This is a genomic window from Pseudomonas sediminis, from assembly GCF_039555755.1.
GTDB lineage: Bacteria > Pseudomonadota > Gammaproteobacteria > Pseudomonadales > Pseudomonadaceae > Aquipseudomonas > Aquipseudomonas mendocina_D.
This window is the reverse complement of the sequence record NZ_CP154631.1, coordinates 1202510-1221593: the sequence shown is the minus strand read 5'-3', so window position 1 is coordinate 1221593 and position 19084 is coordinate 1202510. Positions and strand designations below refer to the sequence as shown.

Genomic DNA, 19084 nt, shown 5'->3' with positions numbered 1-19084 from the left:
ACGCGGTCCATCGTCTGGTGGGTTACGCGGCGCACCACCTTCATCTGCGTCTGGAAAACTCGGCATTCGGCGCCGCTAACCCACCCGCTACGGTGGGTTTCTCGCCGTCCTTCATTCTCGCCGCAAAAAATGCACGCTGAACAGCTGCACCGGGTCGCACCACGTGGCGACCGAGGCGAAGCCGCATGCGCCCGCCAACTCACGAAAGCCGCTGGGCGTGTACTTGTAGGAATTCTCCGTGTGCAGGGTTTCGCCAGCGGCGAAGTCGAACACGCGATCCTCGATGCGCACCCGCTGCGCCTGGCGGCTGACCAGATGCATCTCGATGCGCGACTCGACCTCCCGATGCTGGAAGCGGCGCGGGTCGATATCGCTGTCCAGCTCATTGCGAATGCGCTTGAGCAGGTTGAGGTTGAACAGTGCGGTTACCCCGGCCGCATCGTTGTAGGCGCGCTCCAGCACCTGGCGGTCTTTCACCAGATCCACACCGATCAGCAGGCCACTGCCGGCCGGCAGCGCCCGATGCAGGTTGCGCAAAAAGGCGCGGGCTTCATCCGGATCGAAATTGCCGATGCCGGAACCGGGAAAGAACGCCATGGGCCGTTGCCCCAGCGCCTCAGCGGGCAATTTCAGCGGCTGGCTGAAGTCGGCGCACAGGGCGTGCACATCGAGCCAGCGATAGTCCGCCGCGAGTCGACGCGTGCAGACCTGCAAAAACTCACGGGAAATATCGATGCCCAGGTAACGCGCCGGGCGCAGGGCTTCGAGCAGCAGGCGGATCTTGCGGCTGGCGTCGCTGCCCAGCTCCACCAGGCTGGCATTACGCCCGGCCAGCTCGGCGATATAGTCCGCCGCCAGGCGCAGGATGGTTTCCTCGGTGCGCGGGATGATTTCGTCCTACGGCGTTGTTTTGACATCAGGAGAAAGGAAAAGGGGACGGATTTATTTTCTTCCCAGTCATTCCTCATCGAAGTAGTCGCTATCTAGTTTCGGCAATTTAAGCAGGCGTGAGGTCACGCCAACTTCATAATCCATCATCAGGTTGACCAGTCGACTCCCATCAACTAGCACTATGCCTTCCACGGAACGGGCAAAGTCTGCTGCCTGGGCGGTGAAGCCAGAAGTGGTTATAAACACTCCACGCTTAGCCTTCTGTCCGGCGAGTGCACCATAGAAGGCTTGCAGTTCTGGCCGGCCAACCGTGCCCTGCCAGCGTTTGGCTTGGACGTAGACTTTTTCCAGGCCGAGCTTGTCTAGTGAGATCACCCCATCGATACCGCCATCACCGCTGCCGCCAACGCGCTGTAGATCGTTGCGACTAGCTCCGTAGCCAAGGCTATGCAGTACATCCAGCACGATGACTTCAAATCGATTCGGGCTGACTTGTAGAAGGTTATCCAGCAGATCTGCAGCCGTTGCCTCGCGTAGCTCACGTAGAGCCTGCTCCAGGCGGTCATCAGGGCTAACAGTGGCGGAGTTGGCCGCAGGAGCAGACTGTTCTTGTCCGTCGAGTGGGACAGCGTCAGTCGGAGTTTTCAGTTTTACATTCATAAAACCGATGGCGAGCTGTTCGACCTGATCCACAGTCAGAGGGGCGGGGTTCTGGGCTGCATAGGTAATACCTGCGTCGGTCAGCTTCCAATACCCACGCTTGGCGCTGCTGGACAGGCCGGCGCGCTTGAGGCGGTCGTGGGCCCAGCCTGCACGGTTCTTGTACGTGGCCTGGCCGCTAGCAATTAGCTCTTGGCGCTGAGCTTCCGACAAGTTCAGCGCATCAGCAGCGGCCTCATGGGCGTCACGTGCTGTCGCGCCTTCGGGCGTGGCCGCCAGGTAGCGCAGAATCGGCTCAATGAACTGGTCGTAGGTTGGGACGGACATTGCGACTCCATACGCAAAATTGAGGTAAGGGCTGCGTGCTAAAGGCTCTGCATAGTTTTGCATTTGGGGAAGGTCGAGCAGCCCCAGAATTGCTTGCCGACATTGGCCCCGTGTTTACAGGTGCGAATAACCAGGGCGCTGCCGCATTTCGGGCATTGCCGCTCGGCCGTCGGATCGCTACGGCGCTTGAGGTTTTGTATATGCTCGCGGTGTGTGGCGAGGGTCCGTGCGCGGCGGCCGGTTTGCAGGGCGTGCAGCATGGCGTCGACTTCAGACTCGCTGAATACTTGCTGCTGGAATGATTGGATATAGCGGATAAAGCCGATGCCCTGGGTCACGTTGGCCGGCACTTCGGTTTTGAAGGTGCTCCCGCCGACGAAGGTGATCACCGAGTGCAGGTGCTCGGGGCTGACGCCAAGGGTGACTTCCAGGGCTTTTAGGTGTTTGTAGTTCTGCCGAAGCGGGTTCTGGAATTTGAAGCTGCGCTTGCGGAATGTCTGTGTCCACTGCGCCTGTTTCTCGCTGCCGAAGATCCAGCCGCTCATGTTCTTAGTTTCCAGCACGAAAATACCGTAGGGCGAGAGGAATACGTGGTCGATCTGCGTAGTGCCGTCTGGTGTGTTCAGGGTGACGTTGTGCAAGCGGCGGTAGGTCTGTTTGTCCAGCTGCCAATGGGCGAACAGGCGCACCAGCAGTTCACCGATCTGCCCCTTGGCCCAGGGCGATTTGAGCAGGCCGATCAGCAGGGCCGCCGGGATAAACCAGGTCAGCATGCCCCAGACTTGGGCGACTATCGGGCTGTAATCCATTTTCTTCCTTGAACCGAGCTGCTTGATGGCTGGGCGAGCAGATGTGCCTAAATCCAGATGTTTGGCGCTCTCGGATAATGGCTAATTGCTTTCGATCGCTCAAGGGGATCGCGACCATTGTCCTCTGGCGCGATGACGCACCAGAGGCTGATGAGCCCGGTTTAGGCGCTCAGCGTGCTATCTGGTAACGGGTGCTGCGCCCGCCACCGGGTAGCCGCTCGATGCAGCCTTTTTCCAGCAGGTCGCTCAGATGGCGGGTCGCGGTTGCTTTGGAAACCTTGGCCACGGCTTGGTACTGGGCTGCGCTGATACCGTTCTCGAAACTGCGCTCGCCGCCATCGAGCAGGCGGTTAAGCACTTTGATCTGCTCCGCTAATAGGGTTTGGCTACGGTGTGCCTGCCAGAAGCGAGCCTTCACCAGCACGCGGTCGATACTGGCAAGGGCCAGCTCCAGGCTCTTGAGCAATGTTCCGAGAAACCACTGCAGCCAGTTGGTGATATCCAGCCCACCTTTCTGACTGGCTTCGAGAATGCGGTAGTAACCGGCGCGGTCGTCGAGAATACTAGCGGACATGGCGTAAAAGCGGATGGCCTGTTGTTCGCCCTGGGCCAATGCCAGGTCGGTGATGGCGCGAGTGAGGCGGCCGTTGCCGTCATCGAATGGGTGCAGGGTGACGAACCAGAAATGGGCGATGCCGGCACGCAGAAAGGGGTCGAGGCTGGCATCGCTGCGGCTGCTCTCGAACCAGGTGAGAAAGTCCGCCAGTTGCGCTTCCAGCTCTGCGCGGGGAGGGGCTTCGAAATGTACAGTCGGGCGGTCGATGCGACCTGAAACCACCTGCATGGGTTCTTCGCCGCGCAGCGCGCCGATGTGTAATGGTCGAGTCAGCAGTTGATCATCGTTGGGGAATAGCCAGCTGTGCCAGTTGAAAAGTCGTTGTTCATCTAGCGGTTCTTGATGTGCGTGGGTGGCATCGAGCAGCAGTTCGGCCAGGCCTTCGGAGCGCGAGGTGGTGCGGCCTTCTTCGTTCAGCCCCAAGCGCCGCGCCAGTGATGAACGCACCGAGCCGACATTCAGTTGCTCACCCTCGATGGCTGAGGAGGTGACGATGTTCTGCAGCATGGCATCCAGGCTGCTCTGCACTTCGGTGTCACTGCCCACCGCGCCGAGCATGCCCAACAAACGCCCCTGAGCCTGGCTGCAGGCTCGCAACAGCGGGGCGAGCGCTTCGGCTTGCCAGCTGAAGTGCGGCCAGTCGGGCTGTTGCCAGATCCAGAGGGGGTCATTCATAAGGCGTGTTCATCTATGAGCCGATTAGCGAGCCTATTCGGCTCATTCAGTGAGCCGATAATGCCGGCTATTCGGCTCACTGTCTAATCACTCCCATCTAGTGCGGCCATAGTTTTGGCATCCCCGGAGATTGTTATAGCCCTTGGAGCGCGTAGACGCTCTGTAAGCGTCCGCTCTCTACCGTCTTGACCCTCAGACTTTAATCCGCTTCAGACGCTGATTGATGTCGTCGCGGTCAAATGCCGTGGGATCGAAGGTATCGCCGTACCAGTCGAGCATGTCCAAGTATTCGGGATGTTCGGGGTCGGCAAGCGCGTCCAGAAAATCCGCGTAACCCGGTGCACCGCCGACATCCTCCGGCGGGCTGGCATTGGCGCCGTCGATGCAATACAGCACATGCGGGCACGCAATGGCCGGCAACAGCCGCTCGATCTTGATCCGGTGCTCCCAGTTGTCGCCAAAGTCATAGACGTAACGAAACGCCTTCGACCCATACAGCACCTTTGTCAGCGTCTTGCGCTGTTCCGAAACGACCGGAGGGCCCCAGTCGGGATCGGGAATACCGTAGCTTTCGCCAGCGATTTCAAACTCATGAAGATGGGTGTCACTCCAGCCCATCACCGCCTGAATAACCTGGTGCAGTTTGCTCAGGGTGATGCGCTCGGGCACGGCGACCCGGCGCCAGATGGCGGGTTTTATCCACGTCAGTTCGATGTGCAGTTGCAGGAGACGGTCGTTCGCCGGCTTGGGCAAACGGGTGACGTTGGGCATGGGTCAAGCGGCCTCATGTTCTAGGGTAGGCAGAGCAATATTCCAGGGCAGCAAGTCGTCGAGCTGATTGATTGGGTAGTCGGCGATGCGCTCCAGCACGTGCGTCAAATAAGCCTGTGGGTTCAATGCGTTGAGCTTGGCTGAACCGACCAGGCTGTAGATCGCCGCCGCTCTTTCTCCGCCAGCGTCGGAACCGACGAACAGAAAATTCTTGCGACCCAGGGCGACTGCACGCAGGGCCCGTTCGGCGGCATTGTTGTCGATTTCAATGCGACCATCCGCGCAGTAGCGCGTCAGCGCCTGCCAACGTGCGAGGGCATAGTGGATCGCACCGCTCAATGCCGATTTGGGCGGCAATTGCATCAGCGTGTGATTAAGCCAGGTGTGCATGTGCGCCAGCAGAGGGCTGGCTCGCCGCTGCCGCACTGCGCGTCGTTGATCGGGCGGCTGTCCGCGAATTTCCGCCTCGATGGCGTATAGCGCGCCAATCCGTTGCAGGGCCTCAGCCGCGATCGGCGAGGCCAGTGCCTTGTGCAGGTCGAAAAACTTGCGTCGAGCATGTGCCCAGCATGCCGCCTCGTGAATCGTGCCCGAGGCATAGAGTTGCGCGAAACCGGCATAGCCATCGGCTTGCAACGTCCCGGCGAAGCCCCGGAGATGGGCTCGGGAGTGCTCGCCTTTGCGATCCGGCGAGTAGGCAAACCAGACTGCCGGCGGCGTGCTACTACCTGCGGGGCGCTCGGCGCGCACATACGTCCACAAGCGTCCGGTCTTGGTTTTACCCTGGCCGGGGGCGAGCACGGCGATCGGCGTGTCGTCGGCGTGGACTTTGTTGGCGGCCATGATGTGCTGTCGCAACCGGCTGACCAATGGCTGCAAGAGCCGGCTCGCTTCGCCGATCCAGTCGGCCATGGTCGAGCGCTCCAGGGACACGCCCTCACGCGCATAGATTTCGGACTGCCGATACAGCGGCAGATGATCCACGTATTTGGACACCAGCACATGGGCCAACAATCCCGGCCCGGCAAGACCCCGGGAAATCGGTCGGCTCGGGGCCGGCACCTGCACGATCCCGTCACAGCAGCGGCAGGCCAACTTGGGCCGCACGTGGCGAATCACCTTGAAGCGCGCCGGCACGTACTCCAGAACTTCGGCCACGTCATCGCCCAGATGACGAAGTTCGCCGCCACAGCCTGGGCACTGCGCATCGGGTCGATGGACGTGGATTTCACGGGGCAAATGCTCGGGCAATGGCTTGCGGCGTACGGGTGTACGTGGGCGCGATTGGGCTGGTGGTGGCGTGGCCAATGCGGCCTGGCTGACCTGCAACTCTTCGAGCGTCAGTTGCAGTTGGTCGAGCATGCCATCGAGTTGCTCGGAACGCCGACCGAACTGCATGCGCCGCAGCTTGGCGATCATCAGTTTCAGGTGCTCGATTTCCCCGTGCTGGGCGGTAACCAAGGCTTTCAAGGCCTGGATGTCGTCAGGAAGGAAGTCGGTCGCGCAAGTCATGGCGCGATTTTACTGGTGTTCTCAAGCGTTGAACATCAGACTGCTCGTACCGGTGCGGTGCGCAACGGTCGGCGCCAATCGATGCCCTCCAACAGCATCGCGAGTTGTGCCGTCGTCAAGGAGACGCTGCCGCTGGTGGCTTGCGGCCAGACGAAGCGCCCCTGCTCAAGCCGCTTGCAGAACAGGCACAAACCATCGCCATCCCACCACAGCAATTTGATCCGGTCACCGCGCCGTCCCCGAAACACGAAGATCTGGCCGGAGAACGGATCCGCCTCAAGTTGGGTTTGCACCAGGGCCGCCAGGCCATCGAACCCCCGCCGCATGTCGGTGGCTCCAGCCGCGATCCAGATGCGAGTCCCGATGGGCGGAGCAATCATCGCAACATCTGCTGCAAGACCAGTTGCAAGGTTTGCGGGTCGGGCACGCCCTCAATACGCAAGGTGACCCGACCGCACTCCACAACCAGTCCGCCCGGACTCGACGGCAGTGGCATTGCCTCTTCCGCTGAGGGCGTCGGCGCCTTGCTCAGGTTGACCGGCAACAAAGTAACCTGGTGGGCAACTGGCCCCAGCTGCCCCTCCCGATAGTGACGGCGCCATTTGAAGACGAGGTTGGCGTTGACCTCATGCTCTCGGGCGATCAACGCGACGGATGCGCCGGGCAATAGCGTGGCCTCGACGACACGACGCTTGAACTCCACCGAAAAGTTTGGGCGGCGACTGCGGCGAGGAGTAGAGGGGGGTGTATCCACAATGGTGTCCACTAAAAAATAGTGGGCACCATTGTGGCTATTCGAGGCTAGGGCAGGCAGTGGGTGCAGGGCGGACGCTTACGACGCTCTGTGGGTGGCGTGGGTGAAGTTGGTGGGCCGCCGCAGCGATTCTTTCTCATCGCAGAAACACAAAAGCCGCGCAGTGCGCGGCTTTGAAGGTGGTGGGCCCACACGGACTCGAACCGTGGACCAAAGGATTATGAGTTGCCTCGAAACGCCGCGAGACCACTAAAACCGTGAGCAACTCAGCGCAAGTAAAATAAGCTGAAGGCAGCGTAATTACTGGGCTGGAGCGTAATTTTGCGAAGGCTGCAAAAACTTTTCACTGTACCGTCAGTGTACTGTTTTTTGTACCGCGAAACGGTCAGGTTTTGCTTTTCCATCGGACGATGGCTACGCAGATGCTGTGATAAGGCGTTGACGCAACCGCCATCGATCAGTCCCAATCTGGGATTGATGAGTTCTTGATTGGGGCCGGCTTGAAAGGAGGCAGCATGTCGCTACAGGGAGCCGCAGAGCTGGAAATGACCGACAACCAATGCTTGGAGCTATTGTAGGGCGTCAAGGACACGATTGATTTTTAAGTTTCCAGAAACCGTGATCTGTCCCCTATCAAGTCTGTGTTAGTGCGTAGGGGAATGTGGTGGACGTTTCGGTCTCGGGTCGGTGGGAGCAGCCAATTAATAAATCTGTCCCCATTTTTACATTTTTAGAGAGTAGCGCTATGTGAAAATAAGGATGCTTGCAATTATTAGTACTAGTGTTGCGTATATGGCGCTTACAATAATTTTTATTTTTTTATAATTAGATATTGCGTCTTTTAAAGGGCGTCTCGATATTTTTTTGAGCTCGCTTTCAGGTACTAAAGAGCTTAATCCTTTGCTCCAGTTGCGGCGAAAGCGTATTTGTGAATTTATGACGAGTTTGTTCTGGTAGCTGGTGAGGCAAATGCTAGTCACTAACCATGCAGCAGTAGCCAGCAGTAATAGTGATGCGTTCTCTTTTGTGAGAAGGTTTTTCGTAATTAAAGTTTGTCTTAGAACTGCTATTACGAATGCTATGCTTGCATCCCGGAGAAGGTTGGATGTAAGGTTGCTCGTTCTTTCTATTATTTTGTTTGTTTCGTCGGCAACTGCTTTTCGAATGTCTGTAATGGCTTTAAGTAAATCCCCTGTTTTGATAAGCAGATGTTTTTTGTAGTCTTCTTTAGCGGCTGATAATGAGGGGGTTATTGTTCTTGCAATGAATTCAGTCCAGGTTTCTAGTTTTTTGGAGTTGTTGTGTGATAGTCGCTGGCACAACAGCGTGTGTCTTATTTCGGTCTCTCTGGCTGTGTCAAATATCCAGTTTAAGGCGTTGTGAATATTGATGTGTGCGCTGTGAGGTAGTTCGACAGCCTTTTCATTGGCATGAAATTCTAAATTCTTATTTCCTTTTAGTGTATATATTGTCTTGTTGCTGTTAGTTGATATTTCAGAAAGAAGTAAAATTGAGGCCTTGGGTGTGGAGTGTTTAAGCCATGCTGTAATAATTTCGCTGGGGGCGGTCGCAATATCGGTAGTTACCCAAAAGAGGTGGTTTGAATTAATCTGAGAGCCTGTAAAATCATTTACGATTTTTCGAGCGTCTACATGATGTTCGCTGTCCTGCTTGTGGGATATGTTCGGCTTACATAAATCCCATTTTCTGAAGTTGCAGGTGAGTGTTTTGAATTCGGTAAAGTCTTCGAGTATGTATATGTTCGAAGATTTTGATATTTCGCTGGACTCAAGGTTTTTTAGTAGGCCTTGAGTAGTGAAAAAATATTGAGTATCGGATTTGTTGTTTTTTATAAATGATACTAGCTCAACGTTGAAGCTCGATAGATCCTCTTGTGCTGGAAGGGCTATCTGCTCGTCGAAGGCGTCACTAATTTGAATCGAAAAGTCAATGTTTTCTCGCGTTGCTAGTATATTTAAATCCTGTGCGAGCGTTGAGTCATTCGGTTTCTCTGGACGATAGAATGCAGTATCTAATGACTCGCTTTCAAACGTTAGTCGTGTGAAAATTTCAATCATCTGCTTCGTCGTCTAATGTGTATCGGTCAGTGACGATACGAATTGTTTTCTTTGCGCCATTTTCCTCGAAGAAAATATTCTTTCCTATGTCATCACTTGTGTAGATTACTTTTACCCCTTCGTGTGTCTGTTTAATTCTTTTTGATGGTTGTTTGACCGCTTCATGCGCTATCTCAAATTTCTCGTGTAGAATTTTTCTACTTTTCAATGCGGCGCTGAATGCTTTTCTTAATTTTTCCTCTTTGTGAGCCTCACCGAAAGCGGCAGTAAGAATTTGCTCATGATTCTCTGGGTCAAATTCGACAATTTCTTTGACGGCATGCCTGACCGCGCTTTTAAGCTTTCTCTTTATTTCTTGTGGGATGAGGTCTGATTGGGATCGTGCTGTTTCTTCTAGCGCGGATATAAGTCTTTCTGTTAATAGCGTGCGTGTGAAAAGTCTGTCGGCTTGTAAGTATCCCTTGAGCTTGTCTGTTATGTCTCCTTTGGTGCCGCTTCTGTCAGTGCAGATTATATTTGAGTGTGGGGAGTTAATGTTGAAAAGTACAGACTTCTGAATGGCCCTCTTGTCTTGTACGAAATTATTTAAAAACTGATCAAGTACTGGTTTTACTTTTCCATTATCTAGTGTTTTGGTTTTGTAAGAGATGACGCTCATGTCGTCATATTTGATTAATGCGCCATAAGTGTCTTTTCCATTTTTTATCTTTAGGAGCATTAACGCTCCAGGTATAAGTCTTTTGTCAGATTTGAATAGCTCTTGGAATTTTTGTGCGAGTCTCTCTGAGGTGTCTACAAATGCGTGCGGGCTCGTCATGGCATTTTTAATCTGGGATTTCACCCAAGATTCTTCTTGAAATATATAAGTTGTTCCTTTTAGCGTTTCTTTTAGGCGGTCAATGAAGAATTTAGAGTAGTCTTCAGGTGTGTCGACCTCCATGAGAATCCTAGGGGTCTCTAGGTCGGGACTGACGATGTGAAAAATAATTCGCTCAAGCTCTGCGTCGTCAGCGATGTTGTATTCGGTTATTTCCGTAGCATCGTCAGCCATATTTATTTCTTCTATTGGTTTTTGGAGTTAATAGCGTTAGCCCACATTTTTTTATCTCTGCCTGTGCGAAAAGAAGACAAATTTATTTTCGGATAGCTGTCATCCAGTCACAGGCTTGGGTCGGTCAATCCCGCAAGGTTATCGGCGCGCTGCTTGGTCATATCCAAAAAGCACGAGGCGCTGTTTATGCGGTCGATGGTGCCTCCAGTAAAGCTACCGAGCAGGGCACAATCAGCATCACGGAATTTGATCCATAGCCGCTGCACGTCGCGCAGTTGTGTTTGCTGTGCGGGTGTTAGCGCTTGCATGGCGGCTTTGTAATTTTGGTTGAGGCGGGCGTCTTGCTGTTCCGTCTCGCTGCCCATGCAATCGAGCATATTCACCGTCACGCCGCCGGACTCATCCATGCAGGCGGTATAGGTTTCGCTGTAGCCATCGTCCGCTGCGTGTGTTCCAGCGCTGAGCGCTGTGACGGCAATCGCCAGCAGCCAGTTTTTGCTTGATTGCATGATGAGCGTCCTGCGTATCAATGGATGGTTGTTAAAGGCTTTGCATGGTTCGGCACTTGGGGAATGCCGAGCATCCCCAAAATTGCTGCCCTGATTTCGGGCCTGATTTCACGGTGCGAATCAGCAGCGCACTTCCGCATTTCGGGCATTGCCGCTCGGCTGTCGGATCGCTCCGGCGCTTCAGGTTTTGCACATGCTCGCGGTGGGTGGCGAGGGTGGGGGCACGACGGCCGGTTTGCAGGGCGTGCAGCATGGCGTCGACTTCAGCCGCGCTGAATACTGGCTGCTGGAATGACTTGATATAGCGGATAAAGCCAATGCCCTGGGTGACGTTGGCTGGCACTTCTGTTTTAAAGGTGCTGCCGCCTACAAAGATGATGACTGAGTGCAGGTGCTCGGGATTGACACCAAGGGTGGCTTCCAGGGCTTTGAGGTGCTTATAGTTCTGGCGTAGCGGGTTCTGGAATTTGAAGGTGCGTTTGTAGAGCTTCTGCGTCCACTGCGCCTGCTTCTCGCTGCCGAAGATCCAGCCGCTCATGTTCTTCGTTTCAAGCACGAAGATGCCGTAAGGCGAGAGGAATACGTGGTCGATCTGCGTGGTGCCGTCTGGCGTATTCAGGGTGACGTTGTGCAGGCGGCGGTAGGTCTGCTTGTCCAGTTGCCAATGGGCAAACAGCCGCACCAGCAGTTCACCGATCTGCCCCTTGGCCCAGGGCGATTTGAGCAGGCCGATCAGCAGGGCCGCCGGGATGAACCAGGTCAGCATGCCCCAGACTTGGGCGACTATCGGGCTGTAATCCATTTTCTTCCTTGAGCGGCTGCTTGATGGAGAGGCGAGCAGGTGTGCCGAAATCCAGATGCCTGGCACACCCGGATAATGGCTAATTGCTTTCAATGGCTCAAGGGGGATCGTGACCATTGTCCTATGACGCGATGACGCACTAGAGCCTGACAAGCTCGGCTAAGGTGCTCAGCGTGCTATCTGGTAACGGGTGCTGCGCCCTCCACCGGGCAGCCGCTCGATGCAGCCTTTTTCCAGCAGGTCGCCCAGATGACGGGTTGCGGTGGCTTTGGATACTTTGGCCACGGCTTGGTACTGGGCTGCGCTGATACCGTTTTCGAAACCCCTTTCGCCGCCATCGAGCAGGCGGTTTAGCACTTTGATCTGCTCCGCAGATAGTGTTTGGCTGCGGTGTGTCTGCCAGAAGCGCGCCTTGACCAGTACGCGGTCGATGCGAGCGAGGGCCTGCTCCAGGCTGTTGAGTAAGGTTGCGAGAAACCACTGCAGCCAGTTGGTGATATCCAGCCCACCTTTCTGACTGGCTTCGAGAATGCGGTAGTAACCGGCGCGGTCGTCGAGGATGCTCGCCGACATGGCGTAAAAACGGATGGCCTGTTGCTCGCCCTGAGCCAATGCCAGGTCGGTGATGGCACGAGTGAGGCGACCGTTGCCGTCATCGAAGGGGTGCAGGGTCACGAACCAGAAATGGGCGATGCCGGCGCGCAGAAAGGGGTCGAGGCTGGCATCGCTGCGGCTGCTCTCGAACCAGGCGAGAAAGTCCGTCAGTTGCGCTTCCAATCCTGCGCGAGGAGGGGCTTCGAAATGTACGGTGGGGCGGTCGATCCTACCTGAAACGACCTGCATGGGCTCTTCGCCACGCAGTGCACCGATGTGTAATGGTCGAGTCAGCAGTTGCTCATCGGTGGGGAATAGCCAACGGTGCCAGGTGAAGAGTCGCTGTTCGTCTAGCGGTTGTTGATGCAGGCGGGTGGCATCGAGCAGCAGTTCCGCCAGACCTTCGGAACGTGAGGTGGTGCGACCTTCTTCGTTCAGCCCCAAGCGCCGCGCCAGTGATGAACGCACCGAACCGACATTCAGCTGCTCACCCTCGATGGCAGAAGAGGTGACGATGTTTTGCAGCATGGCATCCAGGCTGCTCTGCACTTCGGTGTCATTGCCCACCGCACCGAGCATTCCTAACAAACGCCCCTGAGCCTGACTGCAAGCGCGCAGCAGCGGGGCAAGCGTTTCGCCTTGCCAGCTGAAGTGCGGCCAGTTGGGCTGCTGCCAGATCCAGAGCGGTTCATTCATAAGGGGGCATCTGTGAGCCGATTGGCGAGCCTATTCGGCTCATTCAGTGAGCCGATAATGCCTTCTATTCGGCTCACTGTCTAATTCTCAAGCCGGGCTTGCTAGGTTGATGAGCGCGTCTGATCAGGGGTGTTGCGCGCACGCTTTTTCAGCGTTTCAGAAACATCGTTGAAAGAGGTCATTTGTAGCTCTTGGGCTACAAAATGGCACAGTCCGAGCTGTCTTGTAGCTCAAGGGCTACAAGCTTCCAGGCATGACTCTGTGTCTACATCGGTTTCCGGTTGTAGGTTTGGTTACCCGATGCCTGTTCCAAGCTGATCGCAATGTGGAGTGTTAGGCACGCGCCAAAGCCAGAACTGGCGGGAGTTTGCGCTGTGCACGGCACGCCTATACATGCCTTGGGTGCCGTCTCCAACCCCCGTGCAGACTACTTTTCAGGCCAACGAAGTGCCGCCCCCTTTTATCTTGCCCTCCACCTTTTCCGTGCACTCTGAACCGCTGAGCTGAGTAAGTAGGTAGAGAGAGTGGGTACTTCGACGCCGTTGGGTGGTGGGCGAGGGCAGGTCAGCGCTACTCGAGCGCACACGCCATCGACCGCTATGCCGACGCAAGAATGGGCGGTTTATTGACAGGATTCTGACCACAAGGGCTGTGCCCAAGCGATCACCGCGTCGACGGACTCCAGGCTGAACAAGCGTCAGTTGAACAACTCCGGGTTGTTGCTGACCTGGAACAACTTATCGCCAACCAAGTACCGACAGATATGCCAACGCGGCAGCGCCGGTAACGGGCTGGAGTCGGCCAATAGCGGACTGTTGGAATCTTCTGGTGTCGGCCCGAAGCGGTGATGGCGCAGCGGTTCCATAAGAATTCGCGCAAACCGCGTAAAGCTTTCGTAGAGTGCTGAGACATTCCCAGAATTAGGTGGTTTATTGAGGACACCAACTCCTCAATGGGTCAGTCAGATGTCTTCGGTACAAGCCAACCTTTGCATGCCAGTCTTCCATCCCGAGCCTGAGCCCCTGCCGGCAGTCGAGGTGCTGAAAGGCCCTCGCGAAGTCTTGATCATCGTCGAGCGCAAGGAGGACTGGTCGTCCTACCTGCCCAGCGAAAACATGCTCACCGCCCGCGAGTATCTGGAGCAGTCGCCTGGCAGCGACAGCGGCAAGCGCACCCAGGTGATCAACCTGTGCCGTAACTTCAAGTACCTGGGCCACGGCTACTACTGTTCGCTGCTGGCCGAAGCGCGCGGGCACAAGGTCATCCCCTCGGTGCGCACCGTCAGCGAACTGGCGCGCAAATCGCTCTACGGCCTGGCTCTGGATGATTTGGAGCGCTCGCTGGACAAGGCGCTGGCCCAGCATCCCTGCGCCGACATGGAGGGTTTCACCCTCAGCCTGTACTTCGGCAAGACCGACCTGACACCGCTTCAGGACATCGCGCGCCAGCTATTCGAAGCCTTCCCTTGCCCCATCCTGCTGGTCGATTTCCGCAAGGGCGACAGCTGGCAGATCGCCGGACTGCGCCCCGGGGCTCTGCACAAGCTGCGCGAGCAGCAGGAAGATCAGTTCGCCCAGGCCCTCGACGGCTTCAGCCGCAAGGTCTGGCGCACGCCGCGCTCACCTCAGGTGATGCGCTACGACCTGGCCATCCTGTACAACCCGGACGAGCAGCTGCCGCCTTCCAACGCCAAGGCTCTGCAGAACTTCGTGCGCGTGGGTAAGAGCCTCGGTATCGATGTCGACCTGATCGAGAAGAAAGACTACTCGCGGCTGGCCGAATACGATGCCCTGCTGATTCGGGAGACCACCAGCGTCGACGACCACACCTACCGCTTCGCCAAGAAGGCCGAGAGCGAGGGGCTAATCGTCATGGACGACCCGAACTCGATCCTGCGCTGCACCAACAAGGTCTACCTCACCGACCTGCTGCGCAGCCAGGCGCTGAGCATGCCGGCCACCGAGATTCTCTACCGTGACAACCCGCAGGAGCTGGACAAGGTCGGCGAGCGCCTGGGCTTCCCGTTGGTGCTGAAGATTCCCGACGGCTGCTTCTCCCGTGGCGTGATCAAAGTGGAGAACCCTCAGCAGTTACGCGAGGCCAGCGCCCAGCTGTTCGAGCACTCGGTTCTGCTGCTGGCCCAGGAGTTCCTCTTCACCGAGTACGACTGGCGCATCGGCGTGCTCAACCGCCAGCCGATCTTCGCCTGCCAGTACTTCATGTCCAAGGGCCACTGGCAGATCGTCAATCACAAGGCCAAGGGAAGCGAGGTGATCGGCGAGTGCCGCACTGTGGCCATCGAAGACGCACCCAGGGAAGTGGTTGAGCTGGCGGTGAAGACCGCCAACCTGATCGGCGACGGGCTGTACGGCGTAGACCTCAAGCAGGTCGGCGGCAGCGTCAAGGTGATTGAGGTCAACGACAACCCCAACCTCGACGCTGGCATCGAGGACGCACATCTGGGTGATGAGCTGTACCGGCTGGTGCTGGAGGACTTCGTCCGCCGTCTCGAACTCAAGCGTCGCGGTGCCGTACGCTGAGGAGGCTATATGCGCCAGAGCTATCAACTTCATGACGGCACCTTGCTCGCCTGCGACGACGATGCCGCGCCGCTGCAGCTGTGCATTGCCCCGGATGCCCAGGAGCGCGCCTGGCTGCGCCAGTACTTCGGCCTGGACGCTCACACCCTGGACTCGGCGCTGGACCCGGACGAGGTGTCTCGCGTCGAGTTCCACCCCCGCTCGCTGTTCCTGATCTGGAAGCGCCCGGAAAGCTTCTCCGGCAACGAGAACTGCACCTTCGAGGTGTCCTCGTTTGGCATGCTGCTGGGCGAGCGCCAGCTGCTGCTGATCTCCAGCGCCGACTCGCTGCTCTGTGGCCTGCACCAGCGGCGCGATCTACACCAGCCGCTGGATGTGCTGATGGCGCTGCTGCTGGATAACATCCATCACTACCAGGGCCATCTCAAGGTCATAAAGCTGGTGGCCCGCGAACTGCAGCAGCGCTTCAGCCAGACCATGCACAACCAGCATTTGCTGCAGATGCTCGGTCTCAGCGAGAGCCTGATCTACTACATCAATGCCATCCAGAGTAACGGCAGCGTCCTCAGCCGCCTGCGCGACTATGGCGAGCGGGCCGGCTTCGGCGCGGCCGTCATCGCCCAGCTCGACGACCTGCTGATCGAGAACGAGCAGTGCATCAAGCAGGCCGAGATCTACGCCTCGGTGCTCTCGGGCCTGATGGACGCGCGCGGCAACCTGCTCAACGCCAACATGAACGAGATGCTGCGCAAGCTGACCCTGATCAACGTGGTGTTCCTGCCGCTGAATCTGATCGCCGGAATCGGCGGCATGTCCGAGTTCAGCATGATGACCCAGGCCATTCCCTGGTGGTTGTCCTATTCCCTGTTCATCGCTTCGCTGGTCGGACTGGCCGGCTTGATGCTGCTGGGCCTGCGCCGCCTGTTCGGCTCGCCGCAGGGCGGTGCCCTGAACATTTCGGCGCGCCGCCGTGAACAAGCGGCGCGCTAGCCCTAGCCCATCACCCACGCCAAGGAAATACCATGGCCCCCCAAGCGATCGGTCTGCTCATGCTGCCCGTGATTCTATTCTTGGCCTTTGTCATTAACTACTTTGACCGGCGTTTGAAGTCGGCTGGCGAACAGTGCGCACAACCAAGCACGGATAGCTACGGCAACTCCTCCACAGGGCACTGACGCCCACTCATCATGCCCCACATCACCGGCCACGCCTCTATGCATTTCTCTGTCCGCCAAGCCAGCGCCGACGACCTGGACTCCCTGCTCAGGTTGGAGAACCAGTGCTTTGAGCACGATCGTCTGTCGCCGCGCAGTTTCCAGTGGATGATCACCCGCGCCCACGCCAGCCTGATCGTGGCCCAGTACCAGCAGCGGGTGATGGGTTATGCGCTGCTGCTGTTCCATCGCGGAACCTCGCTGGCACGTCTCTACTCCATCGCCATCGCCCCCGAGGCGCGCGGTCATGGCCTGGGCAAGCGCCTGCTGAGTGAGGCCGAGCAGCGCGCGCGCGAACACGACTGCGCCTACTTGCGCTTGGAAGTGCGCGGCGACAACGCCGCCGCCATCCATCTCTACGAAGACGCTGGCTACCGGCGTTTCGCCGAGGTCGACGACTACTACGAGGATCACGCCCAGGCCTTGCGCTACGAGAAGCGCATCGTCCAGCGCCCGCTCGGTGAAACCCGCGTGGTGCCCTACTACCAGCAAACCACCGAGTTCACCTGCGGCCCGGCCAGCCTGATGATGGCCATGGCCGCGCTGCAGCCGGGCAGCCCGCTGCAGCGCCGCGAGGAGATCCAGCTGTGGCGCGAGGCGACCACCATCTTCATGACCTCCGGGCACGGCGGCTGCAGCCCACAAGGGCTGGCGATGGCCGCCTGGCACCGGGGCTTTCGCGTGCAGCTGCAGGCCAGCGTGTCGGGACCGCTGTTTCTCGACGGCGTGCGCCGCGAGAGCAAGCGCGAGGTGATACGCCTGGTGCACGAGGCCTTCTGCGAGCAGCTGCAGGCCAGTGATGTCGAACACCTGCCCAGCGCCCAGCTGGACCTGAACCGGCTGCTCGCCGACGGTGGCCAGCCGCTGGTGCTGATCAGCAGCTACCGCTTCACCCGCAACAAGGCGCCGCACTGGGTACTGATCACCGGTTGCGACCAAGACTTCGTCTACCTGCATGACCCCAGCCGCCAGCGCCCGGCATTGGACTGCCAGAACGTACCGGTCAGCCACGCCGAGTTCCGCCGCATGCGTGCCTTTGGCGGCAACAAGCTGCGCGCTGCAGTCGTGCTCTATTTGCGCCAGCCAGGCAGTAGGAGCCGGGAAGGCTGATCTGGGCATTCGAGCCGACGGCGATGATCATTCACGACACTCTCGACAGACTAGGCATCCCGTCGAACTGTCGCCGTGCAATGTGCTCAAGTGCGTGCCCGGGCTCTATACCGAGCAGGGCTGGAAATCTGTAGTGGCGTCGGAGGTGGAGTTCTATCGTAAAGCAGCAGGCAGAGCGTCCTCTTCGAAGCCTCCAACGAGCTCGTCACGCTATTCGGCGACGTCTGCAGTTGGTGCAAAACCCGGAGCTAGGTCTAGACGCCCACGGTTAAAGAGAGTAGTTAAATACAGACGGAGACAACTTTAACTATGGCGGTATCTTGAGCCTAGCCGGCAAGGCCACTGTGGCACCTGATGCCCTCGGCGGCTTCATAGTCCAGCAGTTTGGTCTTTACAGAGGGTTGTTGTAGCCATGGTTGAGAGTGCCGGCGCCAGCCAGGAAACCCAGGTGCTTGTTGTCGTCCTGATAATACAGGAACTCGCCTTGCTCCTTACGGAGCACAAAGAATGGCACGCGCGTAACTCTGTACACGTGACTCGATTTCGTCAAAAAAATTATGAAGAACTACTCTTCTTAACCCTGTTGGCTGGATGTGGAATTCAGCCGCGGTACCGGGTTGTTACCCAGCCCAATGCGCAGTAGCCACTTGCTGTCATGGAGGCTTTGAAAGTGGCGCTCGCGCTCGAACATCACCGTCGCGTAAAAAGTGCTGCCAAAGCGGCGAGCCACACTGCGGAACAACGCCTCGGAGGCCGTGTTGACAGGAGTGATGGTGGTTTCCAAGTTGCGCACGTGTATACAGTTTGGGCGGCGCAGAATTCCTTGGATCATGTGCCAGGCTAATCCCTGCCCCCGTCCCTCTTGCGTGACTGCAACCTGCCAGATGAACAGAGTGTCGGGGCGCTCCGGCACCAAATAGCCGGAGGCAAAACCGACCAGTTGCTTGTCGATTTCCGCCACGATACTGGTGCCCGCGAAGTGGCTAGTTTGCAACAGGTTGCAGTAGATGGAATTTTCGTCCAGTGGCGGACAGTTTTTAACTAGCTGATGCACCACAACTCCGTCTTCACTTCGTGGTTGGCGCAGTAGAACTTTCGTAGTAGCAGACTTACCCATGTCAGCTGAGGGTATACATGCGCCTTCGTTTGGATCGGTCGGGTGAAAGCTTAGTGTTTTCATGGTAATTTGAAAATTCCTTTCGGCTTCGAGAGGGCAGAGCAAATTGGGTGCGAATAAAATAGGTAATCTTTGTGCTGATAGAATAATAAGTGGCAAAGGAAATTGTCAGGCGCGGAATATTCTTTCCGAAGCATCTATCAGTTTTGATAAAGAGGTAAGGCGCTCGCGTTTTACTTGGCGTGATATGGGCTAGGCTCGTATGTAGAACATTTTGCTGTCGGACATATATGGTCACCTTCAAAGCTTACTTTTTATCTTCTCCATTTGACGTCTTCTTCATTGTTCCGCTTGCCTG

General features: G+C 57.1%; 18 protein-coding genes and 1 pseudogene. 3 read left to right on the top strand and 16 right to left on the bottom strand.

Annotation, left to right across the window (positions count from 1 at the left end; translation table 11 throughout):
• Positions 1-111: 111 nt before the first annotated feature.
• The 14 genes and pseudogenes from egtD to AAEQ75_RS05835 form a co-directional block, all read right to left on the bottom strand.
• Positions 112-882, bottom strand: a pseudogene (gene egtD / locus AAEQ75_RS05900) (L-histidine N(alpha)-methyltransferase); the annotation flags it as partial.
• A 75-nt stretch (positions 883-957) separates the two neighbouring features.
• Positions 958-1878 (bottom strand): restriction endonuclease, encoded by a 921-nt coding sequence (locus AAEQ75_RS05895; RefSeq protein ID WP_179574640.1) that lies wholly within the window; start codon positions 1876-1878, stop codon positions 958-960.
• Positions 1879-1916: 38 nt separating this feature from the next.
• Entirely contained in the window at positions 1917-2687 is a 771-nt protein-coding gene (locus tag AAEQ75_RS05890; RefSeq protein ID WP_343351129.1) for a nuclease-related domain-containing protein, read from the bottom strand.
• Positions 2688-2856: 169 nt separating this feature from the next.
• Positions 2857-3978 (bottom strand): Fic family protein, encoded by a 1122-nt coding sequence (locus AAEQ75_RS05885; RefSeq protein WP_343351128.1) that lies wholly within the window; start codon positions 3976-3978, stop codon positions 2857-2859.
• Between the two features lie 192 nt (positions 3979-4170).
• Positions 4171-4749: a plasmid pRiA4b ORF-3 family protein gene (locus AAEQ75_RS05880; RefSeq protein WP_003291613.1), complete on the bottom strand. Its 579-nt coding sequence runs from the start codon at positions 4747-4749 to the stop codon at positions 4171-4173.
• Positions 4750-4752: 3 nt separating this feature from the next.
• Positions 4753-6261 (bottom strand): IS66 family transposase, encoded by a 1509-nt coding sequence (gene tnpC / locus AAEQ75_RS05875; protein WP_343351127.1) that lies wholly within the window; start codon positions 6259-6261, stop codon positions 4753-4755.
• Positions 6262-6296: 35 nt separating this feature from the next.
• Positions 6297-6641 carry an IS66 family insertion sequence element accessory protein TnpB gene (tnpB, locus tag AAEQ75_RS05870; RefSeq protein WP_043106093.1) on the bottom strand — a complete coding sequence of 115 codons (345 nt, stop codon included), beginning with the start codon at positions 6639-6641 and terminating at the stop codon, positions 6297-6299.
• Entirely contained in the window at positions 6638-6964 is a 327-nt protein-coding gene (gene tnpA / locus AAEQ75_RS21930; protein ID WP_430523448.1) for an IS66-like element accessory protein TnpA, read from the bottom strand. The genes tnpB and tnpA overlap by 4 nt, the downstream gene beginning before the upstream one ends.
• Positions 6965-7758: 794 nt before the next feature.
• Entirely contained in the window at positions 7759-9093 is a 1335-nt protein-coding gene (locus AAEQ75_RS05860) for a hypothetical protein (RefSeq protein WP_343351126.1), read from the bottom strand.
• A complete protein-coding gene (locus AAEQ75_RS05855; RefSeq protein ID WP_343351125.1) occupies positions 9086-10144 on the bottom strand; it encodes a nucleoid-associated protein in 1059 nt (352 codons plus the stop codon). The genes AAEQ75_RS05860 and AAEQ75_RS05855 overlap by 8 nt, the downstream gene beginning before the upstream one ends.
• Before the next feature lie 107 nt (positions 10145-10251).
• Positions 10252-10653 (bottom strand): lysozyme inhibitor LprI family protein, encoded by a 402-nt coding sequence (locus AAEQ75_RS05850; RefSeq protein WP_343351124.1) that lies wholly within the window; start codon positions 10651-10653, stop codon positions 10252-10254.
• 31 nt (positions 10654-10684) lie between these two features.
• Positions 10685-11455 (bottom strand): nuclease-related domain-containing protein, encoded by a 771-nt coding sequence (locus AAEQ75_RS05845; protein WP_343352337.1) that lies wholly within the window; start codon positions 11453-11455, stop codon positions 10685-10687.
• A 168-nt stretch (positions 11456-11623) separates the two neighbouring features.
• Complete coding sequence (locus tag AAEQ75_RS05840) at positions 11624-12745, bottom strand: Fic family protein (protein ID WP_343351123.1); 1122 nt, start codon at positions 12743-12745, stop codon at positions 11624-11626.
• Between the two features lie 697 nt (positions 12746-13442).
• A complete protein-coding gene (locus AAEQ75_RS05835; protein WP_343351122.1) occupies positions 13443-13610 on the bottom strand; it encodes a hypothetical protein in 168 nt (55 codons plus the stop codon).
• Between the two features lie 100 nt (positions 13611-13710).
• Between AAEQ75_RS05835 and AAEQ75_RS05830 the strand changes: the two genes are divergently transcribed.
• The 3 genes from AAEQ75_RS05830 to rimI all read left to right on the top strand — a co-directional run bounded on the left by AAEQ75_RS05830 (position 13711) and on the right by rimI (position 17609).
• Positions 13711-15285: a RimK family protein gene (locus AAEQ75_RS05830; RefSeq protein ID WP_430523447.1), complete on the top strand. Its 1575-nt coding sequence runs from the start codon at positions 13711-13713 to the stop codon at positions 15283-15285.
• 9 nt (positions 15286-15294) lie between these two features.
• The gene (locus AAEQ75_RS05825) at positions 15295-16275 is read left to right on the top strand and encodes a magnesium transporter CorA family protein (RefSeq protein WP_343351121.1); all 981 of its coding nucleotides are present in this window, start codon (positions 15295-15297) and stop codon (positions 16273-16275) included.
• Between the two features lie 224 nt (positions 16276-16499).
• The gene (rimI, locus tag AAEQ75_RS05820; protein WP_343352335.1) at positions 16500-17609 is read left to right on the top strand and encodes a ribosomal protein S18-alanine N-acetyltransferase; all 1110 of its coding nucleotides are present in this window, start codon (positions 16500-16502) and stop codon (positions 17607-17609) included.
• A gap of 391 nt (positions 17610-18000) precedes the next feature.
• Here rimI and AAEQ75_RS05815 read toward each other — a convergent pair whose 3' ends face one another.
• Both AAEQ75_RS05815 and ectA read right to left on the bottom strand, forming a co-directional pair.
• Positions 18001-18123 carry a hypothetical protein gene (locus tag AAEQ75_RS05815; protein WP_343351120.1) on the bottom strand — a complete coding sequence of 41 codons (123 nt, stop codon included), beginning with the start codon at positions 18121-18123 and terminating at the stop codon, positions 18001-18003.
• 60 nt (positions 18124-18183) lie between these two features.
• Positions 18184-18789 (bottom strand): diaminobutyrate acetyltransferase, encoded by a 606-nt coding sequence (gene ectA / locus AAEQ75_RS05810; RefSeq protein WP_343351119.1) that lies wholly within the window; start codon positions 18787-18789, stop codon positions 18184-18186.
• Between the last annotated feature and the right edge of the window lie 295 nt (positions 18790-19084).

Bases quoted from the DNA above. Each gene is read 5' to 3' on its own strand.
- AAEQ75_RS05895 (WP_179574640.1), bottom strand. From the start codon at position 1,878: ATGTCCGTCCCAACCTACGACCAGTTCATTGAGCCGATTCTGCGCTAC.
- AAEQ75_RS05860 (WP_343351126.1), bottom strand. From the start codon at position 9,093: ATGATTGAAATTTTCACACGACTAACGTTTGAAAGCGAGTCATTAGAT.
- AAEQ75_RS05845 (WP_343352337.1), bottom strand. From the start codon at position 11,455: ATGGATTACAGCCCGATAGTCGCCCAAGTCTGGGGCATGCTGACCTGG.
- AAEQ75_RS05880 (WP_003291613.1), bottom strand. From the start codon at position 4,749: ATGCCCAACGTCACCCGTTTGCCCAAGCCGGCGAACGACCGTCTCCTG.
- ectA (WP_343351119.1), bottom strand. From the start codon at position 18,789: ATGAAAACACTAAGCTTTCACCCGACCGATCCAAACGAAGGCGCATGT.
- rimI (WP_343352335.1), top strand. From the start codon at position 16,500: ATGCATTTCTCTGTCCGCCAAGCCAGCGCCGACGACCTGGACTCCCTG.
- AAEQ75_RS05885 (WP_343351128.1), bottom strand. From the start codon at position 3,978: ATGAATGACCCCCTCTGGATCTGGCAACAGCCCGACTGGCCGCACTTC.
- AAEQ75_RS05850 (WP_343351124.1), bottom strand. From the start codon at position 10,653: ATGCAATCAAGCAAAAACTGGCTGCTGGCGATTGCCGTCACAGCGCTC.
- tnpC (WP_343351127.1), bottom strand. From the start codon at position 6,261: ATGACTTGCGCGACCGACTTCCTTCCTGACGACATCCAGGCCTTGAAA.
- AAEQ75_RS05825 (WP_343351121.1), top strand. From the start codon at position 15,295: ATGCGCCAGAGCTATCAACTTCATGACGGCACCTTGCTCGCCTGCGAC.
- AAEQ75_RS05830 (WP_430523447.1), top strand. From the start codon at position 13,711: ATGTCTTCGGTACAAGCCAACCTTTGCATGCCAGTCTTCCATCCCGAG.
- tnpB (WP_043106093.1), bottom strand. From the start codon at position 6,641: ATGATTGCTCCGCCCATCGGGACTCGCATCTGGATCGCGGCTGGAGCC.
- AAEQ75_RS05855 (WP_343351125.1), bottom strand. From the start codon at position 10,144: ATGGCTGACGATGCTACGGAAATAACCGAATACAACATCGCTGACGAC.
- AAEQ75_RS05840 (WP_343351123.1), bottom strand. From the start codon at position 12,745: ATGAATGAACCGCTCTGGATCTGGCAGCAGCCCAACTGGCCGCACTTC.
- AAEQ75_RS05890 (WP_343351129.1), bottom strand. From the start codon at position 2,687: ATGGATTACAGCCCGATAGTCGCCCAAGTCTGGGGCATGCTGACCTGG.
- AAEQ75_RS05835 (WP_343351122.1), bottom strand. From the start codon at position 13,610: ATGGAACCGCTGCGCCATCACCGCTTCGGGCCGACACCAGAAGATTCC.